The organism is Bradyrhizobium sp. 6(2017) (assembly GCF_011058295.2).
GTDB classification, from domain to species: domain Bacteria; phylum Pseudomonadota; class Alphaproteobacteria; order Rhizobiales; family Xanthobacteraceae; genus Bradyrhizobium; species Bradyrhizobium septentrionale.
Map to the genome: position 1 here is coordinate 5,206,888 of NZ_CP049289.2, position 21,614 is coordinate 5,228,501.

General features: G+C 64.3%; 19 protein-coding genes. 5 read left to right on the top strand and 14 right to left on the bottom strand.

From position 1 onward, the window contains the following. Positions 1–7 precede the first annotated feature (7 nt). From G6P99_RS24320 to G6P99_RS24360, 9 genes are all read right to left on the bottom strand, one after another. The gene (locus tag G6P99_RS24320; protein WP_165123647.1) at positions 8–1,657 is read right to left on the bottom strand and encodes an acyl-CoA synthetase; all 1,650 of its coding nucleotides are present in this window, start codon (positions 1,655–1,657) and stop codon (positions 8–10) included. A 24-nt stretch (positions 1,658–1,681) separates the two neighbouring features. Further along, a complete protein-coding gene (locus G6P99_RS24325; protein ID WP_029081807.1) occupies positions 1,682–3,568 on the bottom strand; it encodes a TRAP transporter large permease subunit in 1,887 nt (628 codons plus the stop codon). Positions 3,569–3,590: 22 nt separating this feature from the next. Next, positions 3,591–4,610, bottom strand: coding sequence for a TRAP transporter substrate-binding protein (locus G6P99_RS24330; RefSeq protein ID WP_029081806.1), 1,020 nt, complete (start codon positions 4,608–4,610; stop codon positions 3,591–3,593). A gap of 428 nt (positions 4,611–5,038) precedes the next feature. Continuing rightward, positions 5,039–6,208 carry an acyl-CoA dehydrogenase family protein gene (locus G6P99_RS24335; RefSeq protein ID WP_051346378.1) on the bottom strand — a complete coding sequence of 390 codons (1,170 nt, stop codon included), beginning with the start codon at positions 6,206–6,208 and terminating at the stop codon, positions 5,039–5,041. Positions 6,209–6,232: 24 nt separating this feature from the next. Further along, a complete protein-coding gene (locus tag G6P99_RS24340; RefSeq protein WP_165123649.1) occupies positions 6,233–8,200 on the bottom strand; it encodes a non-ribosomal peptide synthetase in 1,968 nt (655 codons plus the stop codon). Positions 8,201–8,250: 50 nt separating this feature from the next. Beyond that, positions 8,251–9,237: a thioesterase domain-containing protein gene (locus G6P99_RS24345; protein ID WP_029081803.1), complete on the bottom strand. Its 987-nt coding sequence runs from the start codon at positions 9,235–9,237 to the stop codon at positions 8,251–8,253. A gap of 57 nt (positions 9,238–9,294) precedes the next feature. Continuing rightward, positions 9,295–9,969, bottom strand: a complete 675-nt coding sequence (locus G6P99_RS24350) for a 4'-phosphopantetheinyl transferase family protein (RefSeq protein ID WP_246709608.1) — start codon at positions 9,967–9,969, stop codon at positions 9,295–9,297. A gap of 239 nt (positions 9,970–10,208) precedes the next feature. Further along, entirely contained in the window at positions 10,209–11,309 is a 1,101-nt protein-coding gene (locus tag G6P99_RS24355; protein WP_051346376.1) for a S1/P1 nuclease, read from the bottom strand. A 74-nt stretch (positions 11,310–11,383) separates the two neighbouring features. Then, positions 11,384–12,190: an enoyl-CoA hydratase/isomerase family protein gene (locus G6P99_RS24360; protein ID WP_165123653.1), complete on the bottom strand. Its 807-nt coding sequence runs from the start codon at positions 12,188–12,190 to the stop codon at positions 11,384–11,386. A 74-nt stretch (positions 12,191–12,264) separates the two neighbouring features. Between G6P99_RS24360 and nthA the strand changes: the two genes are divergently transcribed. From nthA to G6P99_RS24380, 4 genes are all read left to right on the top strand, one after another. Beyond that, on the top strand, positions 12,265–12,897 hold the full coding sequence (gene nthA, locus G6P99_RS24365) for a nitrile hydratase subunit alpha (RefSeq protein WP_029081800.1): 633 nt from the start codon (positions 12,265–12,267) through the stop codon (positions 12,895–12,897). Continuing rightward, positions 12,894–13,553 carry a nitrile hydratase subunit beta gene (nthB, locus tag G6P99_RS24370; protein ID WP_029081799.1) on the top strand — a complete coding sequence of 220 codons (660 nt, stop codon included), beginning with the start codon at positions 12,894–12,896 and terminating at the stop codon, positions 13,551–13,553. Before nthA ends, nthB begins: the two co-directional genes overlap by 4 nt. Then, positions 13,553–13,930 (top strand): nitrile hydratase accessory protein, encoded by a 378-nt coding sequence (locus G6P99_RS24375; RefSeq protein WP_029081798.1) that lies wholly within the window; start codon positions 13,553–13,555, stop codon positions 13,928–13,930. The genes nthB and G6P99_RS24375 overlap by 1 nt, the downstream gene beginning before the upstream one ends. A 956-nt stretch (positions 13,931–14,886) precedes the next feature. Continuing rightward, positions 14,887–15,285, top strand: coding sequence for a RidA family protein (locus G6P99_RS24380; RefSeq protein ID WP_029084136.1), 399 nt, complete (start codon positions 14,887–14,889; stop codon positions 15,283–15,285). A gap of 27 nt (positions 15,286–15,312) precedes the next feature. Here G6P99_RS24380 and queC read toward each other — a convergent pair whose 3' ends face one another. Beyond that, positions 15,313–16,041 carry a 7-cyano-7-deazaguanine synthase QueC gene (gene queC / locus G6P99_RS24385; RefSeq protein WP_029084137.1) on the bottom strand — a complete coding sequence of 243 codons (729 nt, stop codon included), beginning with the start codon at positions 16,039–16,041 and terminating at the stop codon, positions 15,313–15,315. Between the two features lie 128 nt (positions 16,042–16,169). Here queC and mazG point away from each other — a divergent pair, with 128 nt between their 5' ends. Next, positions 16,170–16,985 carry a nucleoside triphosphate pyrophosphohydrolase gene (gene mazG, locus G6P99_RS24390; RefSeq protein WP_029084138.1) on the top strand — a complete coding sequence of 272 codons (816 nt, stop codon included), beginning with the start codon at positions 16,170–16,172 and terminating at the stop codon, positions 16,983–16,985. Between the two features lie 32 nt (positions 16,986–17,017). On the opposite strand, the gene G6P99_RS24395 is transcribed toward mazG, so the two are convergent. From G6P99_RS24395 to hfq, 4 genes are all read right to left on the bottom strand, one after another. Continuing rightward, positions 17,018–18,055 (bottom strand): MBL fold metallo-hydrolase, encoded by a 1,038-nt coding sequence (locus G6P99_RS24395; RefSeq protein WP_029084139.1) that lies wholly within the window; start codon positions 18,053–18,055, stop codon positions 17,018–17,020. Between the two features lie 339 nt (positions 18,056–18,394). Further along, entirely contained in the window at positions 18,395–19,765 is a 1,371-nt protein-coding gene (gene mgtE, locus G6P99_RS24400) for a magnesium transporter (RefSeq protein ID WP_165123655.1), read from the bottom strand. Positions 19,766–19,919: 154 nt separating this feature from the next. Next, positions 19,920–21,302 carry a GTPase HflX gene (hflX, locus tag G6P99_RS24405; RefSeq protein ID WP_029084141.1) on the bottom strand — a complete coding sequence of 461 codons (1,383 nt, stop codon included), beginning with the start codon at positions 21,300–21,302 and terminating at the stop codon, positions 19,920–19,922. Positions 21,303–21,313: 11 nt separating this feature from the next. Next, positions 21,314–21,562, bottom strand: coding sequence for an RNA chaperone Hfq (gene hfq / locus G6P99_RS24410; protein WP_006020546.1), 249 nt, complete (start codon positions 21,560–21,562; stop codon positions 21,314–21,316). Positions 21,563–21,614: the final 52 nt, after the last annotated feature.

Consider the following 21,614-nt stretch of genomic DNA (forward strand, 5'->3'; position numbering starts at 1 on the left):
CGGCCGCTCAGGCCGAGATCGCCTTCGCGGAGCCGACCGCGTTGCGCAGCAGGAATTTCTGGATCTTGCCGGTCGAGGTCTTCGGGATCACGCCGAACACGACTGACTTCGGCGTCTTGAAGCCCGACATGTGCTCGCGGCAATAGGCGATGATCTCGGCCTCGGTCGCCTTGGCGCCGTCCTTCAGCTCGATGAAGGCGCAGGGCACTTCGCCCCATTTCGGGTCGGGCTTGGCGACAACGGCCGCGAACAGCACGGCCGGGTGCTTGTAGAGGACGTCCTCGACCTCGACCGAGGAGACGTTCTCGCCGCCGGAGATGATGATGTCCTTGGAGCGATCCTTGATGATGACGTAGCCGTGCTCGTCGAGCACGCCGAGATCGCCGGTGTGAAACCAGCCGCCGGCGAAGGCTTCCTGCGTCGCCTTCTCGTTCTTCAGGTAGCCCTTCATCACGATGTTGCCGCGGAACATGACTTCGCCGATGGTCTCGCCGTCGCGCGGCACCTCGCGCATGGTCTCGGGATCGAGCACCGTGACGCCTTCCTGCAGCGGATAGGACACGCCCTGGCGCCGCTTCAGCTGCGCGCGCGCATCAGCCGACAATTCGTCCCAGCCCGGCTGCTCGGCGCAGACGGAGGCGGGGCCATAGACTTCGGTGAGACCGTAAACATGAGTGAGCTTGATGCCGATGCGCTCGGCGCCTTCGAGCACTGCAACCGGCGGCGCCGCGCCCGCGATCAGGCCGACGACCGGCTTAGCCTTGCCGCACGTGGGCGCACCCGGCGCGTTGATCAGCGTGTTGTAGACGATCGGCGCACCGCACATGTGGGTGACGCCGTGCTCCGGGATCAGTTCGAAGATCTTAGCCGGATCGACCTTGCGCAGGCAGACATTGACGCCGGCGGTCGCCGCGATCGTCCAGGGGAAGCACCAGCCGTTGCAGTGGAACATCGGCAGCGTCCAGAGATAGACCGGATGCTGGCCGAGATTGCCGGCAAGGATATTGCTGACGGCGTTGAGATAGGCCCCGCGGTAATGGGTGACGACGCCCTTCGGATTGCCCGTCGTGCCCGACGTATAGCTCAGCGCGATCGCATCCCATTCGTCGGCCGGCGGCCGCTCCACGAACGCGGGATCGCCTGAGGCGACCGCCGCCTCATACTCGATCTCGCCGATCCGCTTGCCGCCGGGGAACGCGGCGTCATCAACGTCGATCACGAACGGCTTCGGGCCCTTCATCAGGGTCAAGGCTTCCGCGATCACGCCGGAGAATTCGGGATCGACCAGGATGATCTTTGCGCTGCCATGGTCGAGCTGGAACGCGATCGACGCCGCGTCGAGGCGGATGTTGAGCGCGTTCAGCACCGCGCCGGTCATCGGCACCGCGAAATGCAGCTCGTTCATCGCCGGGATGTTCGGCAGCATCGCCGCAACCGTGTCGCCATGGCCGATGCCGTGGCCCGCGAGATAGGATGCAAAGCGCTTGCAGCGCTCGTAGGTCTCTTTCCAGGTGAAGCTGCGGCCCTCATAGACCGCGCTGACATGGTCGGGATAGACCGCGGCCGAGCGCGCCAGGAAGCTCAGCGGCGTCAGCGGCACGTAGTTGGCAGGCGTCTTGTCCAACCCGATCGTGTACTGGTTTTGAGCTGCACTCATGGCTCTATCCCGTCCGCAAGGTGCTTAGAGGAAACCGATCGATATCCAGGGGAAGACGGCGACGATGATCAGGCCGATCAACAGCGCCAGCATGTAGCCCCAGATCGGCCGGATACCCTCGGCCGGATCGACGCGCCCGATGGCGCAGGCGGCATAATAGCCGACGCCGAACGGCGGCGCGAACAATCCGATGCCCATCGCCAGGATGATGACCATGGCGTAGTGCACCTCGTGGACGCCGACCTGGCGCGCGATCGGAAACAGCAGCGGTCCGAACAGCACGATCGCCGGAATACCCTCAAGCACGCTGCCGAGGATCACGAAGGCCAGGATCGAGACCGCGATGAAGGTCGCCGAACCGCCGGGCAGCCCGGCCATCGACGCCGCCAGCGCCCGCGAGAAGCCGGACTGGGTCAGGCCCCAGGCCATGCCGGTCGCGGTGCCGATGATGAAGAGGATCGCGCCCGACAGGCAGGCCGTGTCGATCAGCATCGGCAACAGCCGCCGCCAGTTGAACTTGCGGTAGATCAGAAGGCCGATGGCGAAGGCGTAGACGATGCCGATGGTCGAGACTTCGGTCGCGGTCGCGATGCCTTCGACCACGGCGTAACGGATCACGAAGGGCAGGGCCAATGCAGGCAGGGCGAACACCAGCGCCTTGCCGATCTCGCTGCCGGTGGCGCGCTGGACGTGGCTGAGGTCCTCGCCGCGGTAGCGCCACCACACAAGCCCGGACAGCGTGATTGCCAGCACCACGCCCGGCAGCAGGCCGCCGGTGAACAGCGCCGAGATCGAGACGCCGGTGACCGAGCCGATCGTGATCAGCACCAGGCTCGGCGGAATGGTTTCGGTCTGCGCGCCGGTGGCCGCGAGCAGGGCGACCAGATCGCCCGGCTTGGCGCCGCGCTCCTTCATTTCCGGGAACAGCACGGGTGCGACGGCTGCCATGTCGGCGGCCTTCGATCCGGAGATGCCCGAGACCAGGTACATCGCGCCGACCAGCACGTAATGCAGGCCGCCGCGGACATGGCCGAGCAGGCTCGCCAGGAACGCCACCATCGCGCGCGCCATGCCGGTCATCTCGATCAGGAGGCCGAGGAAGACGAACAGCGGCACCGACAGCAGGATCAGGTGGCTCATGCCCTCGTCCATCCGGCCGACCAGTACCATCAGCGGCGTCCGCGTGGTCAGCGCCAGATAGCCGAAGATCGCCATGCCGAAGGCAAAGCCGATCGGCACGCCGGCGAACACGCAGAAGCCGACCACGCCGACGAAGAAGATGATCAGGTTGAGGTTGCCGAGCGGCCGCAGCATCGGCTGCGCCAGCCAGAACACCCCGATCAACGCCGCCACAGTGAGCGCGGCCAGCAGAAAGGTCTTGAACTCGCCGACCCGCGCCAGCCGCAGCAGCGCGAACAGCGCCATCAGGCAGGTGCCGACCGGCAGCGCTGCGGCGCGCCAGGTGTTGGAGATCTGCAGCGCCGGCGTCGTGATGAAGCTTTCCTCGTAGGCGTATTCATAGGCCGGCCGCACGATCAGGATCAGGAAGGCAAGCGCGGCGCAGGTCGCGACCACGTCCAGATAGGCCCACAGCCGCGGTCCGGCGCTCGCGACCAGCGCCGTCATCCGCATGTGCTCGCCGCGGCGGAACGCCACCGCCGAGCCCAGCATGGCAAGCCACAGGAACAGGATCGACGCCAGCTCGTCCGACCAGATCAGCGGCGCATGGAGCACGTAGCGCGCCACCACGCCCGCGAACAGGATGACGACCTCGGCGACCACAAGGATCGCCGCCGGGACTTCGACCAGAAACCCGAGGGCGGCCTCGATGGAACCGAGAACGGAGCGGCGGCGAGGGGGCTCCGACGCCGCCTCGCCGCCCACGGCCGGCGTCATCTCGACATGAGCCATGGCAAGCCTCCCGCTTGATCGCTCAGGACAGTTTGCCGACCGACTTCTCGAGCAGGTCCCAGGCCTTGTCGCCGTACTTGCCCTTCCACTCGGCGTAGAAGCCGGCGGCGCGCAGCTTGTCGCGGAACGGCCCGACCTCGGGCTGGTTGAACACGAGCCCCTTGCCCGCGAGCTCCTGCTTCACGGTGGCGTTGAGCTTCTCGGTGTCCTCGCGCTCCTTGACCGCCGCCGCATTGACGTTCTTGGCGACGATGCTCTTGATATCGTCAGGCAGCGCCGCCCAGGCGCGACGGTTCATCAGGAACCAGAAGCCGTCCCACATGTGGTTGGTCAGCGAGCAATACTTCTGCACCTCGTACAGCTTCGCCGCCGAGATCAGCGCCAACGGGTTCTCCTGACCCTCGACGATCTTGGTCTGCAACGCCGAATAGACCTCGCTGAAATTGATCGAGGCGGGCGACGCATCGAACGCCTTGAACATCGAGGTCCACAGCGGCGACACCGGCACGCGGATTTTGAAGCCCTTGAGATCATCAGGACCGTTGATCGCCTTGGTCGACGACGTGGTTTGGCGAAAGCCGTTGTCCCAGATCTTGTCCATGACCTCGAGGCCGGCCTTGTTGATCTCGCCGCGCACATAGGCGCCGAGGTCGCCGTCCATCGCCTTCCAGACCGTGGGATAGTCCGGGAACGCGAAGCCGATGCCGTTGATCGAGGCCGCCGGCACCAGGGTTGCCAGGATCAGGCCGGACAGCGTGAAGAACTCGACGCCGCCGGAGCGCACCTGGCTCAGCATGTCGGTATCGGAACCGAGCTGGCTGTTCGGGAACACCTGCAGGTCGAACCGGCCGTTGGTCTCGGTCTTGATCGCCGCGGCCATCTCCCGGGCGCGCGCCACGAACGGATGCGACTCCGGCAGGTTGTTGGCGAACTTGTAAGAGAACTCGGCCGACTGGGCGCGCGCGACATGGGGCGCGCCAATCCCGCCCAGGACGGCGGAAGCGGCGGAGACCTTCAGCAGCGTGCGTCGTGAAAAGCTCATTGGTTTCTCCCAAGAGAGGCTTGTTGTTGTTCTGAGATGCCATCCTATACGAACCTGATGCCGCGGGGTCACCAGCGATCTCTGCACAGCTGGGGCTTATTGCAGCGTCCGTACGCCGCGGCAATATCGGCTTTCAGACGAGACGCGCGGACGTCGATCGCCGCGGCCTGGGAGCAAGCCCAACGGATCGTCGGATGGGCCTCGGGACGGCGCTAACTTGCGGACTGGTGCGAAGATTTCCCACTAAATATCTGATCTAATTGTAGATATAAATATTCCATAATATACCTTATGCGAATTACGGATATGGGCGTTTGCACCGAGGCTGAAGCCGAACAGCGCCTGACCATGGCATTGGCCGTTTGACGAAGAGCCGCGGCCGGACGCCCTCCGCGACCTCTCCCGATCGCCTCACTGCCACACGAGGTTCACGACGTCGACGCGATCACCTCGAGCATCACCTCCGTCGCGCCGCCGGCAATCGGCAGGATGCGCGCGTCACGCGCGATGCGCTCGATCGGGCTCTCGCGCATGACGCCCATAGCGCCGTGGAACTGCACGCAGGCATACGCGACCTCGTTGACGAGTTCGGCGCAGATGGCCTTCAGCATCGAGATCTCGCGCAGGCAATCGTCGTCGGCCGCCATACGCCAGGCGGTGGCATAGAGAAACGCGCGGTTTGCCTCCACCTTCGCGGAGAGTATCGCCAGACGTTGGCGGATCGCCTGCATGTCCCACAGGACGCCGCCGAAGGCGCGGCGGGTCTTCACATAGGTGAGGGTCATGTCGATCGCCGCCTCGGCCATCCCGATCGCCATGGCGGAGAGGACCAGGCGCTCGTTCTGGAAGTTGCGCATGATGGAATAGAAGCCCTGCCCCTCCGCGCCGAGCACGTTCTCGGCGGGGATCCGGCAACCGTCGAAGACGAGTTCCGCGGTATCGGAGGAGCGCCAGCCCTGCTTGTCCAGCACGCGTCCGACGCTGAAGCCCGGCGTGCCTTTCTCGACCAGGAACATCGTGATCCCGTTGCCTCCTGCCGCGGGATTGGTCTTGGCGGCGACGCAGTAGAGATCGGCGTGGACGCCGTTCGTGATGTAGAGTTTGGTGCCGTTGAGGACGTAGGAGTCACCCTCCCGCACCGCGCGCGTGCGGATGGCCTTCACGTCCGAGCCGGCATCCGGCTCCGTGATAGCGACCGCGGTGATCACCTCGCCGCTGACAATGCCCGGCATCCAGCGGATCCGCTGGGCTTTGGTCCCGTCGTGAAAGACATATACCGACGCCATGTCGGCCTGGACCAGCATCGCGTCGGCAACGCCGCCATAGGTCGAGCGCCCGAGTTCCTCGGCGAAGACCGTTGACGCGACCGCGTCCATCTCGGCACCGCCATATTCGGCCGGGTAACGGATGCCGAAGAAGCCGAGTTCGCCCATGCGGCGCAGGACCGGACGGGGAATGAACCCCTCCTCTTCCCAGCGATCCGCACAAGGCTTGATCTCCTCCTCGACGAACCGGCGGACCTGATCCCGCAACAGCTCATACTCCGCCGCCATCCAAGGCAGTCCCGGTCCTTGCGGGGGCACCCAAGCTTTGTCCATCGTGTTCGTCCGCTCTGCTAGCAGCTAGAGTTCGATTTCCTCCCTCGGCCCTGCCGAGGGTGCAGCGGCTTCGGAATCGGCCACCCAGCGCATTCCGTCGATCACTTCCGCAAGCTCGGCCAGTGTCGGGCGCTCGAACAGGTTGCGCAGCTGCACGTCGACGCCGAAGGTCTTTCGCATGCGCGCCACCGTCCGGACCACCAGCAGCGACTCGCCGCCCAGATCGAAGAAGTTGTCGTGGCGTCCGATCGACCTGACCTTCAGGAGATCGCACCACAGCGCGGCCAGCGTCTTCTCGGTCTCTGTCGAGGGAGCGACGAATTCCTGCGCTGGCTGGATGTTTTCCGCCGTCGGCTCGGGAAGCGAGGCGCGGTCGACCTTGCCGTTGGGCGTAAGCGGCATCCGTTCGAGACGAACATAATGCGTCGGAATCATCGCCTCCAACAGCTCTTCGGCGAGGTGGGCGCGCAGATCCGCCACCGTCAGAGGTTTCGACGAGACATAGTAGGCCGCAAGTCGTGCGATGCCGCCTTCGGCCGCTGACGGTTCGATGACAGCGACGGCGCATTCCTGCACCTGCGGGTGCTTGAGAAGCCGCGCTTCGATCTCGCCCAGCTCGATACGCGCGCCGCCGACCTTCACCTGATGATCGGCGCGGCCGAGAAATTCCAGTCGCCCTTCCGGGCTCCAGCGGGCGAGATCGCCCGTCTTGTAGAGGCGCAGCTTCGAATATCCGTCTCGAGGATCGATGGCGGTACGGAAGCGCTCGTCGGTCAGGTCAGGGCGATTGAAATAACCTCTCGCGAGACCGTCGCCGGCAATGAACATCTCGCCGATGATGCCGGTGCCGGTGGGCTGATAGGTTTCGCTGAGGACGTAGATTCCCGCGTTGGCGGCCGGCACGCCGATCGGCACCGATGCGGATTGATCGCGCTCGATGTCGAAACGGTGAATCATGCAGCCCACCGTGGCTTCGGTTGGTCCGTACTCGTTGTAGATCTCGACCGGATGTGGGATGGCTTTCGTGATGTCGCGAGCCAACTCGGTCTTGAAGTCCTCGCCGCCCACGATGAACTTGCGAAGTCTTGTGGTCTCGAGATCGCGGTCGCGGATCATCGCGAGATGCGCCGGCGTCAGCTTCATGATGTCGACCGCATTGTCGTCGACCACCTTGAGCGCGACCATGTTCTGCACGCCGGGATCGCCAAGATAGACCACGATGCGGCCACCGGTGATGAGTGGCGTGAAGAGCGTTGTGACGGTCAGGTCGAAAGCGAGCGATGAGAACAGAGGCCAGGCGAGGCGTTCGCCGGCGCTGTACACCTGAGCACCCCACCAGATGTAGTTCACCAGGCTGCGGTGCGCGATCTCGACGCCCTTGGGGGTGCCGGTCGAGCCGGAGGTGAAGATGATATAGGCGGTACCGTCCGGCGTGGCAGCGGACGGCCGGGCTGAGTCCGGCTGATTCAAAATCGAACCGAAATCGGCGTCGAGCACAAAAATATCGGCGAGATCGGGGGAAATGACGGATTGCAGGCGCGCTTGCGTGATTGCCACCGGCGCCCGCCCGTCGGTGCCGTTGGAGATGTCCTTCAGGATTGTTGCGATGCGCCCCTTCGGCGTCGCCGCATCCACCGGCACATAGGCTGCGCCGGACTTCAGCACGCCCAGGATCGCGACAACGACCTCAATGGAGTGTTCCATGAACACAACGGCAATCCGGCCCGGCCCCACGCCGGTCGAGCTCAAATGCGCGGCAATCTGATTGGAGCGTTGGTCGAGCTGCCGGTAGGTCAGCGCTACATCGCCGAAGCGGATCGCTTCAGCGTCAGGGCTGCGCGTCACCTGGTCCCGAAAGAGATCGATGATCGTCCGGTCTGACGGGTAGTGCGCCGCCGTGGCGTTGTACTCGACAACCAGCGCCTGATGATCGGCATCCTTCGGCAGGGGAAGCGCTACGCCCTCCTCCACAATGGGCAGGACTTCATTCATGACTACGCTCCAATCGGGCAAATCAAATAATCAAATCACACGTCAATCGTTCAAATCTTGGCCTGGCGATAAAGCTCTGCGATGGCTGGCGCTTCAGGGTCCTCGAGCATGGAGGCTGCGTGACAGCCCTCGGGCCCAAAATAAAATTCGGCATGAGGCACCACGCGAAGCCATCGGCGCGGTCCTGCGCCCGATCGCAGCCAGGCCTTGTTCGGAAGGAATATGCAGACCCGACCCGAATACGGAGTGGGATCGTACCGCTGAAAAGCCGCGAGCGCCGTCGATTTGAGCCGAGCTCTGCTCGCCAGCACCGGATCTGTCGCGACCGGTTGTTTGCTTCCGAGGGCGCGGAAACGCTCGCGAACGCGGCTGCCGAAATATCGCAGACGAGCGCTCAATGTCGGCAGCTTTGCCATCTCTCGCAGCAACGCTTCGGCTGTTTCCCTGGCTGAGAAATACAGCCAACGCGGCAGTTCCTGATAGGTGGTGGGATGAAGCGGGCCAAACAGCGCAATGCATGGCACCTCTGCGCCGCGGCGTCCTAGGATCTTCGCCAGTTCGAAAGCCGTTGGAGCGCCGGAGCAATAACCGGCGATGATGTACGGACCGGTCGGCTGATATTCGACCATCTGGCGGGCGAAGTCCTCGGCGATATCTTCGACGCGGTCCATCGGCTCGCTCTGCCCATCGTAGCCGGTCGGTTGGAGTGCGTAGAATGGTTGATCGCCGCCCAGGTGCTTCGACAGGTCCGAGAATGTGAAGGGGGCGCCGACATGCCCGGGCACGGCGTAGATCGGCGTGCGTGTTCCGCGCGACTGCAGCGGAATGATTGCAGGCTGCTGCGTGGCCGCTGCCGTGGCCATGTTCAGGAACGCGATGATCTCGCCCTTCCGGTCCTGCAGCTGCCCGCGAAGCTCCGCCGTCAGTGCGCCAGCCGGGGCGTTGCAGCGCAGCCGGTCGCCTTCCACCCAGACCTTGATGTCCTTGACCGCCAGGTCTGCGAGAAGCTCCGAAAACTGCATCAAGTGCGCTGACATAGGGCCGTCCTGAATGAACTCCCGTGCAGTCCAATGGACTTCGCTGAGACACTTCGTTTAGTGCGTCGTGACATCGCGCGAACGCCAGTTCCGGATGACCACGCTCCCGATATACCCCCTTCGAGGTACGAATCTTCGAACAAGCCAATCCTTTTCATCCCAGGAAATGGGCTGTCCCAGGCCGCACCCCAACGCCTTGGAGACAGCTTCCAGCCGGGTCCAACGCCGGAAGAAACCTTCCAGGCGGTCTTCCGGACCAAGGGCGATGTAGGACCCATAATCGGCGGCGGAAAAGCAGAGCGCTGCGATCTCGTCCGCTTCGGGCACTGGAAGCACTGCCTCGACGTCCACCCCGACCTCTTGTGTGGTCGAGAGGGCGATGACCCCCACATCTCCGGAACGCGACGTGCTGAAGCGCAAATCGCAGGCGGGCATGCGGTGCGAGAGCTGAGGTTTGCCCAGTGGTCCATATTCGAACTCGACGTCGGACGGCGAGAGTCCCAGTCTGGAAGCGAGGACCCGGCGCAGCTGGCCGCGGGCCACAACAAAGCGGCGGCGGTCCCGCTCCAGCCTCAACCCCGCGGCGCGCCGACGCTCCTCGTCGTTGAGGCAAACGCCTGTCGCGCGAACGACATCCGGCTCCGCATCGAGCGCGAAGGCCAGAACCTCCAGGCCATCACTCACGAGAACCGGCATGATGATCCCGGCTCGCAGCTCGACAGCCTTGTCCAAATAGCGCGGAGTCCGCACTGCTGGCTCCCTGCCCGCGCCGGAAGCTTGGCCAAAGTCGAGCTCAGGGCAGCAGTCAGACGTCATACCTGCATTCCGATCGCAGAAGCGCTCATGCGCACAAGTCTATCGCATCCGACGAACAGCAGCGCCGTTCGCGCGGATTTCCTCGATTAAGCAATCGCATAGGCGCGAAAGCAAGGAGCGCCGGTGGCTATTCGGATGTATGGTTGGGCTACCCCTCACGGCCATATTGCATTCAGCAGCTCGGCCAATCTCGCTCCGCCCCTGGCGAGTTGCCGGCGCTTGATCGCGTCGGCGGCCTGCAGATAGGCCATGTGGCTGTCGAAATTGACGATCCATTTGGACTGCACCGGCGGCGACGTCGGGCCGAAGCTCAGGCCCTTGAACGCGTGATGCGCGACCAGCAGCGTGTCGGTCGCCCAGGCCGCCGGCCAACCGTCCGGCGTACCCGGGCTCGCCGGGGCCGCCTTCGCCGCGTCGATCAGTTCACCCGTCGCGGCATCGCCGAGGTCGGTCGGGATGTCGTCCCATTCATGGTGCAGGTTGATGGTCTGGAACGGGACCGCGACGCCATCCTGGATCGCATTGCCGCCGATCGTATCGGTCCCGGGATCGACCTGGTGACTAACGTCCGGGTCGACCGGCTGGCCGTTGGGATCGAGATAGACCGAGCCGACATGCAGCGGCTGGTGCAGGTCGCCGATCAGATGCGCGAGCAGCAGCAGCGCCTCCTTCTTGTCCTTGATCGAGAACGGGAACGGCGGCGGGATCGGCTTGTCCTGAAGTACTGCGATGGCGGCGCTGATCGCCGCGACCAGATCGTGCGGATTGGTCCCCTGCAAGCTGCGGTCGAAGGCGCTGCGCTGGATCGCGACATCGACGAAATGGAAGGTGTTGTGACAACCGCGCTCGAAGCCGTCGGGCTTGTAGGAACAGGTCGACCAGTTGCGGGCGACATAATCCACCATGCGCGCCCTCTCCCGCGCCGAGTTGAACGGCGTGCAGGGCACCTCGTAGTCGAGATGTTCGGGGTCGACCTCGTAATGAAACCGGCCGTCGTCGTGCCGGGCGACGCTCTTCACGCAATCCAGCCAGGGTCCGGACTTGCGCAGGTCGATGCCATGCGTATCGCCCTCGTTGAGGAGTTGCTGGACCTTCGCCTTCGCGGCGGGCTTGAGCAATTGGTCGGCGATCGCACCGACGACGCGATGGCCCTCATAGCCCCAGGCCGACGCCGCGGTCGGATAAAGCGCAATGGCGCCAAGCCAGCCCAACAAGGCGCCCAGGAACCAGCCCGACGCAACGATCGTTCTCGACATCGCGCGACCTCGCAATTGTGCCAAACTTCCTGTGGTTGTCCGATACTGGCGCAACAATCGTACGACAATGCGCGTCAGCGTCCCCTGAAGCGGGGCGTCCGCCGTCCAAGGAACGCCGCGACGCCCTCCTTGTGATCTTCGGTCAGGCTCGCCAGCGCGAACTGGTCGAGATCCATGTGGCTGGCGAGATCGTCGAGCGCATGCGCCAGCCGGTTGACCGTCAGCTTGGTCATCGCCACCGAAATCGGCGGCTGGGCGGCGACCTTGGCCGCGAGCGCCATCGCAGCGTCATAGGATTTGCCGGGATCGGTCACCTGCTCCACCAGGCCCCATTCATAGGCCTGGTCGGCCGAGATGCGGTCGTCGGCCAGGATCACCGCCTGCTTGGTGCGCGCCGGGCCCATCAGATGCAGCATGCGCGGCACGCTCTGCCAGCTCATGTTCATGCCGAGCGCAATCTCCGGCACGCGCAGATGCGCATCGCGCGCCATGACGCGGAAATCCAGCGCGACCGCGAGCGCCACGCCGCCGCCGACGCAGAAGCCCTCGATCGCGCCGATCGTGACCTGCTCCATGTCCTGCCAGGCGCGCGTCAGCCTCGGCCCGAGCTTGAGGTGACGGCGCAGCGTGCCCATGTCCATGGTCTGGCGCGAACGTCCCTCGGCGTCTTTCAGGTCGAAGCCGGCGCTGAACGATTTGGCGCCGCCGGTCAGCACGACCACCGAGGTTCCGCCATCGTCCTCGAAACTGCGTGCGGCATCGGTCAGCTGCCGCAGCGCTTCCGGAGACAGCGCGTTGATACCGTCGCCGCGGTCGAACCGCACCACAGCGATGCGGCCCTCCGGTCCGAGGCCCTTCTCGATCGTTACATAGTCAACCACGCATACCTCCCTGCTCGCATTGTTGTGTACTGCTTGCCTCGACATAGCACGGCCGTTTCGCCTATTCTGTGGGCATGAGCGAACATGATCACCACCACCACCACGATCACGACCATTCCGACCTGTCGGAGACCGAACTGCGCGTCCGCGCGCTGGAATCGATCCTGACCGAGAAGGGCTATGTCGAGCCCGCCGCGCTCGATGCCATTGTGCAGGCCTATGAGACGAGGATTGGCCCGCATAACGGCGCCCGGGTCGTCGCCAAGGCCTGGACCGATCCCGCCTTCAAGAAGGCGCTGCTCGAGGACGCCACCAAGGCGGTCGGCACCCTCGGCCATGTCAGCCGGGTCGGCGACCATCTGGTCGCGATCGAGAACACGCCTGGCCGTCACAACATGGTCGTCTGCACGCTCTGCTCCTGTTACCCTTGGGAAATGCTCGGGCTGCCGCCGGTCTGGTACAAGGCCTCGCCGTATCGTTCTCGCGCGGTCAAGGATCCGCGCGGCGTGCTCGCCGATTTCGGCGTCAGCCTGCCGAAGGACATCGAGATCCGGGTGTGGGATTCGACCGCGGAGACGCGCTTCCTGGTGCTGCCGATGCGGCCCGACGGCACCGAGGGCTGGAGCGAACAACAGCTCGCCGAACTCGTGACGAGGGATTCCATGATCGGCACGGGATTCCCGAAAACGCCGGGAGCCCCGTCGTGAACGGCGTCCACGACATGGGCGGCATGGACGGGTTCGGCAAGGTCGAGCCCGAGCCGAACGAGCCGATGTTCCATGAGGAATGGGAGTCGCGGGTACTCGCGATGGTCCGCGCGATGGGCGCCGCCGGCGCCTTCAACATCGACGCATCGCGGTTCTATCGCGAGACCCTGCCCCCCCAGGTCTATCTTTCGAGCTCCTATTACAGGAAATGGCTGCTCGGGCTCGAGGCCCTGCTGCTCGACAAGGGCTTCATCTCGCAGGACGACGTCGCCGCCGGACATTCCGTCGCGCCGGCGAAGCCGCTCAAGCACGGCAAGTTCTCGATGGCCGATGTCGAGCGCATCATGGTGCGCGGCAAGTTCGGCCGCGCGGCACCGGCAGCTGCGAAGTTCAAGGCCGGCGATCGGGTGCGGGCCAAGAACATCCATCCCGCCACCCACACGCGGCTGCCGCGCTATGTGCGCGGTCATGTCGGGGTGATCGAACGCGATCATGGCTGTCACGTGTTTCCCGATACGGTTGCGAACGATGCCGGCGAGCATCCGCAATGGCTGTACACCGTCGTGTTCGATGGACGCGAGCTGTGGGGAGCTGACTCCGATCCGACCCTCAAGGTGTCGATCGACGCGTTCGAGCCGTATCTGGAGGCGGTGTGATGGATGCGACCGCCGCAGCCCGCGCCACCAGCGCCGTATCCAGCATTCCCCGCGACCAGGACGGTCCGGTGTTCCGCGCGCCCTGGGAAGCCCAGGCGTTTGCGATGGCGTTGAGCCTGCATGACCGCGGCGTGTTCACATGGAGCGAATGGGCCGCGGCGCTCGCCGATCAGATCAAGCGGGCGCAGGCCGCCGGCGATCCCGACACCGGGGAGACCTATTACCAGCATTGGCTGGCGACGCTCGAACACCTCGTCGCCGCCAAGGGCGTCACGACACCAGAGACCCTGCACCGCTACCGCGACGCCTGGGACCGCGCCGCCGACCGCACCCCGCACGGCAAGCCGATCGCGCTGACGCCGGCGGATTTTGAGTAGCGGCGTACTCGCCTCGTTGTCATTTGCACGCTCAAACAGCTTGCTCGATGTCATCACCCGCGCATGCGGGTGATCCAGTATTCCAGAGACGTCGGTGCTTGAGCCGAGAGGCCGCGGCGTACTGGATCTCCCGGTCCAGCCGGGCGATGACAATGCGGGTGCCTCACACACGATCGTCGTCCTGGCCTAGTGCGCAATTGCGCACGGGAGCCAGGACCCATAGCCACCGCATTTGATGATGAACGGGATCGTGGCCCCAGCGTCGTGCGACAATCGAAATTCGGGGTAATGGGTCCTGGCTTTCGCCAGGACGACACCGAATATGTGGCGCTAGCTTGAGACATACATCCGCATCCTCGCGACATGATCCGCCCGAGCTTTGCTCTTCGTTCCGCCCTCCTCGATCAGAGGGCGCAGGGAAAGCCGGGTGCCGATCGCACCCATGGGCCCCGTGCAAAGGTAGAAAGCACGGGGGTAGGACCACAGGTGTAACCGGAGCAATCCGGCTTTCCCTGCGCGATGGGTTACGGCTTATTTCGTGCTCTCCCCGGCGAGACTGGGCTTGCTTGTCACCGCCGCCGCATCACGCCTTCGCATGTTGCGACGAGACACCGGCCGCTAGGGCGTCAGGACCACACGACTTCACCGTCCGCTTCGCGTGCTCTCGTCAGTTCCACGCTCGGCGTCCACCGCATCCCACACCTCGTTCGTGACGACCGCGAAGCGCCCCTCGATCGGGTGAGACGGGCGAACCATACACTAAGTTGCCATTCCGATAAACCGAATTATTTCTTCGAGTGTCACTTGACAGGTTTTTGCTGAGTTGCCCGTCGGGTCGTTTTGTCGCGGCAACGTTACGACCTACCGGTTCGGTGGCCGACCCGGCACGACGAAGACCAGCTTCCGAAGCCGCGAATTGGTCGCTATATCCGAGTGCCCAGATGCGAGGCAGAGCGATGAAATCACGCGTTCAGACGTTTACGCCGCCGAACACGCCCACTCCGATCGGGCCGTATCATCACGTTGCCAAGGTTGGAGACCAGATCTGGATCGGAGGAACCGCCGGAGTCGATCCTGCAACCGGCGCCTTGGCGGGACCGGACGTCGGTGCTCAGACGCGGCAGATCCTGAAATCGTTCGCCGTGATGCTCGGGGCGGCGGGTTCCGACCTGGACCATGTGACTCACGTCAACATCTTCCTTCGTGAGATGTCCGACTTTGACGCGATGAATTCGGCCTATGTCGAGATGATGGGAGATCACCGGCCCGCGCGCACAGTGATCGCGGTTCGCGAGCTGCCCAAGCCCGGCGTCTTGCTCACGATGAATCTCACCGCGGTGACCAGGCTGCCGTGATCTGACCGAGCGTACGACCTCGGCAACTCAGTGATTGGCGGGATTGCCGTGCGCCACATATTCCCGCCAGCCCTTGGCCCGCAGGCTGCACGCCGGACATTCGCCGCAGCCATAGCCCCAATCGTGCTGCGTGCCGCGTTCGCCGAGATAGCAGGTGTGCGAGTGCTCGCGGATCAGGTCGACCAGCCCTGCCCCGCCGAGTTCGTGCGCGAGCCGCCAGGTGGCGGCCTTGTCGAGCCACATCAGCGGCGTGTGCAGCTCGAAATCCCTGGCCATGCCGAGATTGAGCGCGGACTGCAGCGCCTTGATGGTCTCGTCGCGGCAATCCGGATAGCCGGAATAGTCGGTCTCGCACATGCCGCCAATGATGTGGCGGATGCCGCGCCGGTAGGCCAGCGCCGCAGCGAAGGTGAGGAACACGAGGTTGCGGCCGGGCACGAAGGTGTTCGGCAGCCCGTCCGCGCCCATCTCGATCGCGACGTCGCGGGTCAGCGCGGTGTCGGAAATCTCCGACAGCGTCGGGATATCAAGCGTATGGCTGTCGCCGAGCTTTGCCGCCCAGTCCGGCCGCATCTGCCTGACCCCGGCCAGCAGGCGGTCGCGGCAGTCGAGCTCGATCGCATGGCGCTGGCCGTAGGAGAAGCCGAGCATTTCGACGCGCGCAAAGCGCGACAAGGCCCAGGCCAGACAGGTGGTGGAATCCTGGCCGCCGGAAAACAGCACCAGCGCGGTGTCGGAATTGTTCTGATTGGTCATGGAACGCGATTTAGCACCTGATGATGCCGCGGCCAATCCGTGGACAGCGCCGTGTTTCCGGCGTGTTTTGCTGGGATCGGCAGAGCCGATTTGGCATAAAGCCATACCCCCTCAGAGTGCGGTGCCCGATGACCCCTTCCCGCGACATTTCCCGGCTGATCGAGATCATGGCTGCGCTACGCACGCCGGTGACGGGGTGCCCCTGGGACCTCGAGCAGGATTTCGAAACGATCGCGCCCTACACGATCGAGGAGGCCTACGAGGTCGCGGATGCGATCACCCGCGGCGATTTCGACGATTTGCGCGATGAGCTCGGCGACCTGCTGCTTCAGGTGGTCTATCACGCGCGGATGGCGGAAGAGCAGAACGCCTTCGCGTTCGGCGACGTGGTCGAGGCAATCACCAGGAAGATGATCCGCCGCCATCCGCATGTCTTTGCCGACAAGGACGGCAACATCCAGCCGGCCGGCGTCAAGAGCGCCTGGGAGCGCATCAAGTCCGAGGAGAAGGCCGAGCGCGCGGCGCGGCGGCCGCCGGAGGAGACTGCGCACACGTCGCTGCTCGCCAGTGTCAAGGCCGGCCTCCCTGCCCTGACGCGGGCGATGGAATTGCAGCGCAAGGCATCCACCGTCGGCTTCGACTGGAACGACCCGCGCGCCGTGCTCGCCAAGATCCGCGAGGAAGCCGACGAGATCGAGGCCGCACTCGACGGCAAGGACAAGGAGGAGCTCGCAGCGGAGACCGGCGATCTGATGTTCGCCGTCGTCAACCTCGCCCGCCACGTCGACGCCGATCCGGAAACGGCGCTGCGGGCGACCAACGCCAAGTTCGAGCGGCGGTTTGCCTATATCGAGAAGGCGCTGGCGGCGAAGGGACGCTCACTCGATGGCGCGACGCTGGAAGAGATGGATGCGCTGTGGAATGAGGCGAAACGCGCGACGTAGATTTTCTCCCCTCGCGCGCCTCGAAACTCCGCCTAGAGATCAGCTCCGGCTCGTCGGGCTTGCGCGCGCATGACACCGAATGGATCATTCCGGGCGGCCAGCTTGCGGTAGACCCTGAGGTCGTCGGGTGTCATTCCCTCGCCGCGCTTCATGTTCGAACTTCCTTCGGCACCGATTGGAATTGAGGTGCCGGCGCCGGCATAAATGTATCTGTCGCCAAATGCCTTCTTCAGGGCGGCAAAGGTCGGCTCGCCGGTGCAGTGTCCGGGGGCGATGCTTTGGACCTTGAAACGGTCCTGCAGCGCGGTCGTCACCTTCGTGATCACCTCGTCGGGTGCGGCGACCAGATGGAATCCGCCGGCGATCAACCGAATCCTGGGATTGATTGCTGCCGCGGCCTCGACGATCCGCTCGATTCCAGGGTGCGAGCAGCCGACGACGAGCACGATGCCATCGGCAGTATTCACCGCCATGGACAGCTCCTTGAGCTCCTTCGTTCCCGGCAGATCGGAAATCAGAGCAATGAGCGTAATGCCAGGTGCGATTTCGGTCGTTTGGTCTATCAACTCGAAGTTGGCGTCCGCCCAGGCAGCGCCGAATTTCATGATCTCAGGCGGCTTGCCGTCGTAGTATCGCATCTCCGGCGGCAACGACTCGTCCTTGCGGTAGAAGCTCGACGGCACTGACGAGCCGTAGATGCCAAATGCTTCCTTGGGCGCATAAATCTTGACCTTCGGATTGACGCTCAGGACATGGCTCAGGCCCGCCATGTGATCGGAGTGCCGGTGCGACAACACCACGAAATCAAGGCTGGTGAGGTCCACACCCTTCGCCTTTACATTGGCAGCGAAAATCTTCGCGTTGTCGCCGGTATCGAACAGGATGCGCTTTCCGCCAATTTCCACGAGGGCGGAGAAGCCCCAATCCTTTGTCATCGTGGCGTCCTTACCGAACGCATCGTACAGGATGGTGATCCGAGCCACAGGCTCGGCCGCATGCGTTGCAGTGCCGATCAATGCAGCAAGACCTGCGAGAACGACTGCGAAAAGGAAACTTGATTTGAGATTCATGGAAGTTCCCCCTGTTCAAACGCAACGATTGAGGAATTCCTGACAGGCAACCAGTCGGTACCGAGCTGGACTGAGATCTGCCGAGTTCAGAGACCAGCCTTCCAATGAATTATGCTCTCGACTTTGCAATATCTCGCAGATGGCCGAGCTTATGGAAATCCTCCCGCTGTACGCCGGGAGCCGCAAGCCAAATATTTTCGGCGTTGACCGTGAACCTTTTGCTTGGTTCGCGAGACCACGCGCCCTTCACGAACAATTCGGACGTCGGCATGTTTTGGAGGCGTTTTAGGCTCCATCGCCGGCCGTTTCGCTGCTGCACCTCGTGGCGGCGGACACGCCCTACAACAGCGTCCCGCGCAGGATGACCGCCGCCACGCCAAAATAGATCACGAGGCCGGTGACGTCGACCAGTGTCGCGACGAACGGCGCTGATGCGCTGGCGGGGTCAAAACCGATGCGCTTGAGGATGAACGGCAGCATCGATCCGCACAGCGACCCGAAGGTGACGATGCCGACCAGCGCCGTGCCCACGGTCGCGGCCACCAGGACCCAATGCGGGCCGTAGTCGAAGATGCCGAGCGTCTGCCACAGCGTGATCCGCACGATGCCGATCACACCGAGAATGGCGCCGAGCGTGAGCCCGGTCGGCAGCTCGCGCAGCGCGACCCGCCACCAGTCCCGCAAACGCAGCTCGTGCAGCGCTAGCGAGCGGATCAACAGCGAGGTCGCCTGCGATCCGGAATTGCCGCCCGAGCTCATGATCAGCGGGATGAACAGCGTCAGCACGATGGCTTTCTCGAGCTCGGTCTGGAAGGTCTGCATCGCGCTGGCGGTAAGCATTTCCGACAGGAACAGTGCGCACAGCCAGCCGCCGCGCTTCTTGATCATCTCGAGGAAGCTGATCCGCAAATATGGCTCGTCGAGCGCTTCCATGCCGCCGAACTTCTGGGCGTCCTCGGTCGATTCCTCGACAATGGCGTCAATGACGTCGTCGACCGTGACGATGCCGAGGATATGGCCGGGACCATCGACCACTGCGACCGCCAACAGATCGTAACGTGAGATCAGCCGGGCCGCCTCCATGCGGTCGGCCTCCGGCGAGATCATCAGCGGCTTGCGCGCCGGCGCCGCGGTCAGGACGCTGGCGTGCGGATCGCCCGAGATCAGGCGGCGCAGCGGCACGGCCTGGATCAGGGTCTTCTTGACCGGATCGGTCACGAAGATCGAGTAGACGGTTTCGCGGGTGCGCTCGACCATCCGGATGTGATGCAGGACCTCGGCGATGGTCCAGCTCGAAGGCACGCTGACGAATTCGGTCGTCATGATGCTGCCGGCGCTGCGCTCGGGATAGGCCAGCAGGCCAGAGATGACGTTGCGGGTGTCCGGATTGAGTCCGTTCAGCAGTGTGGTGCGCAGCGGCTCCACCAGCTCCTTGAAGATGTCGGCAGCGCGGTCGTCCGAGACGCCTGACAGCAGCGCTACCGCGGTGTCCTGTGGCAGCTCGGCCAGGATCTCGCAGGTGCTGTCGAGCCCGGGCAGGTCGAGCACCTCGATTGCCTTCTCGGGCGGCAGCGATTGCAGCAGCTTCGCGGCATCCGCCGGCTCTCGGGCATTGAGGGCATCGACGATCTCGGGCGCCCGCACATGGGCAAGATCACCGTTCTGGCCGGCGAGCGTCTCTTTGGTGATGGTTTCGCTGGTGTCCTGCATCGATCGGCCTCGGCTTTGCGTCCTGCAGCGCAATGAACCAAGGCGGCGCGGATTTCAAACAGAAAGTGCGACGGCGCGTCGCAGGCGCGCCGGAGTGAGGCCGCGTCACGGTGCCGTCATATTTCAGATGATGGCGGGGGCCCGGATTGGCGGCTTACGCCTCGTGGGGGATCGCGGCGAACCGGCTCACCACAATGTCGCGCTTGGTCTCGTCGACCCGCACCGTCATGTCAAAGCGCTCGCCATTGAGCTCCTTGTTCAGGACCTCGGCATTGCGGTGCAGCCAGCTGATGCCGGCGCCGTCGGAGGCGTCGATCGAAAGCTGCAGCGTCGCGCGCTTGGCCGCGAGGCGGTCCTCGATGGCCGTCAGCAGCGCATCGATGCCCTCGCCCGTCACGGCGGAGACGAGGAAGCACGGCCGTTCCGGCGGACGGCGCGCGGCGATGTTGCGCAAATTGTCCCGCTCCTCGGGATCGAAGCGGTCGATCTTGTTCCAGACCTCGATGATGCGCTGGCCGCCATCGGCGTCGGGATCGATCCCAAGCTGACGCAGCACGCCCTCGACGTCGCGCTCCTGCGCTTCGGCGTCCTCGTGCGAGATGTCGCGGACATGCAGGATGATGTCGGCCTCCAGCACCTCCTCCAGCGTGGCGCGGAACGCGGCCACGAGCTGTGTCGGCAGATTGGAGATGAAGCCGACCGTGTCCGACAGCATCGCCTTGCCGCCGTGCGGCAGGTTGAGCGCGCGCAGCGTCGGGTCGAGCGTCGCAAACAGCATGTCGGCGGCCTGCACGTCAGCCCGCGTCAGGCGGTTGAACAGCGTCGACTTGCCGGCATTGGTGTAGCCGACCAGCGCCACCACGCGGTACGGCACGCGCTGGCGGCCGGCGCGATGCAGCCGCCGCGTCGCCTGCACCTTCTTCAGCTCGTTCTCCAGCCGCGTGATGCGGTCGCCGATCAGGCGACGGTCGGCCTCGATCTGGGTTTCGCCGGGACCGCCCATGAAGCCGAAGCCGCCGCGCTGGCGCTCGAGATGGGTCCAGGAGCGCACCAGACGGCTACGCTGGTAGTTGAGATGGGCGAGCTCGACCTGCAGCGCGCCTTCCTTGGTCTTGGCGCGGCGGCCAAAGATTTCCAGGATCAGGCCGGTGCGGTCGAGCACCTTGGTGCTCCAGGCCTTCTCGAGGTTGCGCTGCTGGATCGGCGACAGCGCGCAATCCATCACCACGAGCTCGACCTTGTCGCTGGCGACGAGGCCGTTGATCTCCTCGACCTTGCCCTTGCCGAGATAGGTCGCGGGCCGGATCTGGCTGATCGGCGCGACGACGGATTCCACCACGGTGAGGTCGATCGCGCCGGCGAGGCCGGCGGCTTCCTCGATCCGCGCTTCGTAGTCGCGGACAGAGAAATCCGTTTGCGCATCGCCGTCGCCACGGCGCATGCGCAGGTACGGGCCGATGACGATCACCCGCCCGGTGCTAACGTCCCCCGCCGACCGCGGACGGTCGGCGCCCCCTTCACGATTGAAGGGTTCCAATCAGTTCACTCTCAAGCCGGTGCGTCCTCGCCACCCTCGAACAGCTGAATCGGAGCGCCGGGCATGATGGTCGAGATCGCATGCTTGTAGACCAGCTGCGAGTGACCGTCGCGCCGCAGCAGCAAACAGAAATTGTCGAACCAGGTGACAATGCCCTGCAGCTTTACTCCGTTGACCAGAAAGATCGTCAGTGGCGTTTTTGTCTTACGAACGTGATTAAGGAAGGTGTCTTGTAGATTTTGTGCGCGGTCTGCCGCCATTGTTTTTGTCCCGCAAGCTTGTGCTTCTTTTTATTGAACCGGTTGCTGCTCT

Bases quoted from the DNA above. Each gene is read 5' to 3' on its own strand.
- G6P99_RS24325 (WP_029081807.1), bottom strand. From the start codon at position 3,568: ATGGCTCATGTCGAGATGACGCCGGCCGTGGGCGGCGAGGCGGCGTCG.
- nthA (WP_029081800.1), top strand. From the start codon at position 12,265: ATGAGCGAACATGATCACCACCACCACCACGATCACGACCATTCCGAC.
- hfq (WP_006020546.1), bottom strand. From the start codon at position 21,562: ATGGCGGCAGACCGCGCACAAAATCTACAAGACACCTTCCTTAATCAC.
- G6P99_RS24340 (WP_165123649.1), bottom strand. From the start codon at position 8,200: ATGAATGAAGTCCTGCCCATTGTGGAGGAGGGCGTAGCGCTTCCCCTG.
- mgtE (WP_165123655.1), bottom strand. From the start codon at position 19,765: ATGCAGGACACCAGCGAAACCATCACCAAAGAGACGCTCGCCGGCCAG.
- G6P99_RS24395 (WP_029084139.1), bottom strand. From the start codon at position 18,055: ATGAATCTCAAATCAAGTTTCCTTTTCGCAGTCGTTCTCGCAGGTCTT.
- mazG (WP_029084138.1), top strand. From the start codon at position 16,170: ATGACCCCTTCCCGCGACATTTCCCGGCTGATCGAGATCATGGCTGCG.
- G6P99_RS24330 (WP_029081806.1), bottom strand. From the start codon at position 4,610: ATGAGCTTTTCACGACGCACGCTGCTGAAGGTCTCCGCCGCTTCCGCC.
- G6P99_RS24355 (WP_051346376.1), bottom strand. From the start codon at position 11,309: ATGTCGAGAACGATCGTTGCGTCGGGCTGGTTCCTGGGCGCCTTGTTG.
- G6P99_RS24320 (WP_165123647.1), bottom strand. From the start codon at position 1,657: ATGAGTGCAGCTCAAAACCAGTACACGATCGGGTTGGACAAGACGCCT.
- G6P99_RS24380 (WP_029084136.1), top strand. From the start codon at position 14,887: ATGAAATCACGCGTTCAGACGTTTACGCCGCCGAACACGCCCACTCCG.
- G6P99_RS24345 (WP_029081803.1), bottom strand. From the start codon at position 9,237: ATGTCAGCGCACTTGATGCAGTTTTCGGAGCTTCTCGCAGACCTGGCG.
- G6P99_RS24375 (WP_029081798.1), top strand. From the start codon at position 13,553: ATGGATGCGACCGCCGCAGCCCGCGCCACCAGCGCCGTATCCAGCATT.
- G6P99_RS24335 (WP_051346378.1), bottom strand. From the start codon at position 6,208: ATGGACAAAGCTTGGGTGCCCCCGCAAGGACCGGGACTGCCTTGGATG.
- queC (WP_029084137.1), bottom strand. From the start codon at position 16,041: ATGACCAATCAGAACAATTCCGACACCGCGCTGGTGCTGTTTTCCGGC.